This is a genomic window from Acidiphilium sp. (assembly GCF_049977125.1).
Lineage (GTDB): Bacteria > Pseudomonadota > Alphaproteobacteria > Acetobacterales > Acetobacteraceae > Acidiphilium.
In genome coordinates, this window is the sequence record NZ_JBMFGY010000220.1 from 1 (window position 1) to 3,808 (window position 3,808).

2 protein-coding genes and 1 pseudogene are annotated in these 3,808 nt (G+C 49.9%); 1 reads left to right on the plus strand and 2 read right to left on the minus strand.

Features of this window, described 5'->3' with window-relative positions:
* Nucleotides 1–382: 382 nt before the first annotated feature.
* Nucleotides 383–1,247 (plus strand): annotated as a pseudogene (locus tag ACP5E6_RS17035) (IS630 family transposase); the annotation flags it as partial.
* Between the two features lie 209 nt (nt 1,248–1,456).
* Here the strand turns inward: ACP5E6_RS17035 and ACP5E6_RS17040 are convergent.
* Complete coding sequence (locus tag ACP5E6_RS17040) at nt 1,457–3,034, minus strand: efflux transporter outer membrane subunit (protein ID WP_427956183.1); 1,578 nt, start codon at nt 3,032–3,034, stop codon at nt 1,457–1,459.
* Nucleotides 3,035–3,166: 132 nt separating this feature from the next.
* Nucleotides 3,167–3,808 (minus strand): hypothetical protein (locus ACP5E6_RS17045; RefSeq protein WP_427956184.1); only part of this gene is annotated, 642 nt, incomplete at its 5' end.

Genomic DNA, 3,808 nt, shown 5'->3' on the forward strand with positions numbered 1-3,808 from the left:
ATTGAGATTCGGCTCCATGACGTTTACCGATACGATCCGCAAGAGTTGAAATGCTAATGACAAGGATCACGCCGGCAAGACGGTGGCAGGGTTGAGCACGGAAATCCATATCTGGTGTGCAATCCAAAAGTGGAGGACTGGCAAGATCGAATTTCGGTGCACGACTTGCGGCTGTGAGTTTCGGCGGGCTTGCGCTGTTGCTCGCGAGCGGACCGGCCTGGGCGTAGTCGGCGGACCAGATGATGATGACGGCGGCATAGGCGGGGAAGGTGCAAGCGCAGACATATTTCGGCTCAATTTATCTCGATGGCGCCGGCGTGCCGCCGAGCGATACGATGGCCGCAAACTGGTTCGGTGAGGCGGCGAAGCGCGGTGACGCCGTAGCGCAGACCAATCTGGGCCTACTCTATCAACAAGGGCGCGGCGCGCCGATGCTCCCGGCGTCAGCCGTTGGCGTGCGCTGGAGCGGCGGTCGGGTGATCTGCGGCCCGGTCCGCTGGGTGGTGACCGTCGCAGCGGCGTGATCGAGGCGCACGCCGAGACGATCCGAGGCACGCTGGCGGGGCAACGCGACATGACGATCGAGGAATTACGGGGCACTCTGGCCGCGCAGGGTCTGCGGTTCGGCTACGGCACGCTGTGGTGCTTTCTGGCCCGGTACGGGCTGACGCGTAAAAAAGACCGCCCACGCGGCCGAACAGGACCGTCCTGATGTGATGAGCGCGCGGGAAGCCTGGTTCGACGCACAGATCGACCTCAATCCCGACCGGCTGGTCTTCGTCGATGAAACCTGGGCCAACACCAACATGGCGCGGAACTATGGGTGCTGTCCGCGCGGTGAGCGTTTGCAGGTGAGCGTGCCGCACGGCCATTGGAAAGCGACCACCGTGATCGCCGGTCTGCGCAACAGCGGCGTCGTCGTCCCTTTCGTGATCGATGGCGCCGCCGACCGCGATGTCTTCGAGACATGGGTCGAACACATCCTCGTCCCCGAACTGCGCGCCGGTGATGTCGTGATCATGGACAATCTCTCCAGTCACAAGGGGCCGCGTGTCCGGACCCTGATCGAGGCTGCCGGTGCCGTGGTGAGGTATCTGCCGCCCAACAGCCCGGACTTCAACCCAATCGAAAACGCATTCACCAAACTCAAATCCCTGCTGCGCAGGGAAGCCGCCAGAACCATCGACCTCATCACACCGGCAGATTGCGACAACATGTTCATCGCAGCCGGATACGATCCAGAATGATAGGATTACGCTCTAGATGCAGGTAAGCTGGTCGTCATCATCCCGATGGGCAAACCAGGCGCTTTCGGCGCGCGCAGCCACTTCGGCATTTTCAACGGATCATGTATAATCAAAAAAATATCTGTGCCGCCATTTAGCAGGTCTATCAATATATCAAAAAGGTAACCAATTAATAACTTGGGACCTTGGATGAGCCTTTCACGTTAATTTCACGGCGCTTGCTTTCTTAACGGATAATATACCTCCCAACCACCCCCAAGTGCCTGATATAAACCCACGAGGTCATTTGCAATTGTTGTTAGGCTTTGGGCTTGTGACTGTTCAGCCGCAAGGAGGGCTTGCTGGGCAGTCAATACCTGTAAGTAAGTTGCAACGCCCTCACGGTAACTTTGTTGCGCTAGATGTAATGCTTTTTTACTTGCCGTAACATCCAGAGTAAGTGCATTAAGACGATGCTGTTCTCCGTCATAGGTAGATAGATCATCATCAACCTGATGAAACGCCGTTAGTACCGTTTTCGCAAACGAGATTGCGGCTTCACGCTGCTCAGCATTTCGCAAATGAAGCGTGCCTTCAAGTTTGCCGCCAGAGAAGATTGGCAGTGATAACTCCGGCCCGACGGCATAGGTAATCGCTGCGAGCTGATTTAGATTCGACATTTGCAACGCCTGTAACGATACCGATCCTGAAAGTGTCAAATCCGGAAAAAAGGACGCCTTAGCCGCACCAATTTCTGCGGTCGCCTCATGGAGGGTTGCGCTCGCTTGCCGAATGTCGGGTCTTCGCTTGAGTAGTTCGGAGGGCATCCCTATTGGAACGACCGGTGGTACTGACGGTATCGAGCTGGGCTTGGCAAGATTTATCTCGAGAGCACCAGGTTCTTGGCCTAGCAGCAAACCGATTTGACTAATCTGGTCTTCAATAGCGACCCTGAGCGTTGGAATCTGCGCGGCGATCGAGGCCGCTTGTGCACGGGAATCCTCGACGTCAAGAGCGGTGGAAACCCCAGCATCTTCACGATTTTTAGTGATAAGGGTAATTTGGTGCGCAGTTTGAAGACTGGACTCCGTAATGGCCAGTAGTTTTTGATCGGATCGTAACGAAATATAATCGTTCGCTATCTCTGCTTCTATGTTTAGCAATACGGCACGCCGCGCATCGTCTGACGCGGCAACAGCAGCAAGTGCCGCCTCCTCAATTCGACGGTTTTTACCCCATAGATCAAAATCAAAAACGGAAGAGAAACCATACTGGAAAAGATTGAATGGCTGGATCTCTGTATTTGAAATACCACCGCCACCGCTGGAACCACTACCGCCATTTGCAATAGCACTCGCGTTATTAGCATTTCCGGTAGCGCCCCCGCCAAGCGCATTGAAAACACCTTTCCTACTTGGCTTCTCCCGAGTATATGAACCGGCGAAATCCAGTGACGGATACAGTGCAGCTCCGTCAATTTCGGCTTGTGAACGTGCTTCAGCCAGTCGCTCCGTAGCGATTTTTATGTCAAGATTTTGAGTAGCTGCTTGTCTCTCCAACTGCGTCAATGTCGCATCATGAAAATTGGCCCACCATGTGACATCAATCGGATACGGCACAAGCTTACTCTTCATTTTCGTGTTTATACGAGGAATTTCGAATGTTTTTATAGTTTTTGTATGTGGCGTACTGAAGTTTGGGCCAAGCTCGCAACCTGAAAGTATAATAACCATAGCGGCAAATATGGTGACTTGTTTCAGTGCATGATATGTTTGGATATGTTTAATTTTTTTCATCAGGATGTTCATGTAGCAATACTTTCCTTTTTTATGTTTATAAGGCGGAATTCACTTCCAACTACGTAATATACACACCTCGAAACGGTTTTAGTAATGCACGACAAGAATATGAACATGTAAATTACAAATATTTTGTTAAATTTAACCATGATTAAGCCTGGATTGATGCGCCGTAATAACAATAGCAACAAATACACCAGCCTGAATAAAACCAAGAATAGCTTCAATTGAAACAGAAATCATTGAGGACAGTTCTTTCGGTAACCAATCTCCCAACCCAAGCGTAGTGAAATTTTGTATAGAAATATACATTGACAATAGTAGTGTGTGTTTTATTATCGAATGTACTAATGTATGATTCGGTCCTGTATATCGAAACAAATGAAATACACCAAATAGGTTGTACAAAAACCCAAAGTAAGTCACTGTTATTAAGGTGATTTCTATATATAGAAATACAATTTCAAGCAAGGCAAACCGCGCCGTACGATCATTCCGAGTAACAAAATAAAGAATTAAATCTAGAACGAAAAACCTTACCGCAAATATATAAATTAAATCAAATCCAAATATTGTTGTGTCATATGACACTATAATATGTGGCTCCATGATATCTAATAGATATTCAACTAATAGCGGAAGCCATAGCAATGGCAAGAGAAACGGGAGATATCTTACCGTATTATGTAAAATCAATCCATATTTTTTCATCGCCAAAACCCTATATCGATCGTTTGCGGAACAGCCAGGCAGCGGCGGTGAGGCTGATTGCGGCGAGGAAGG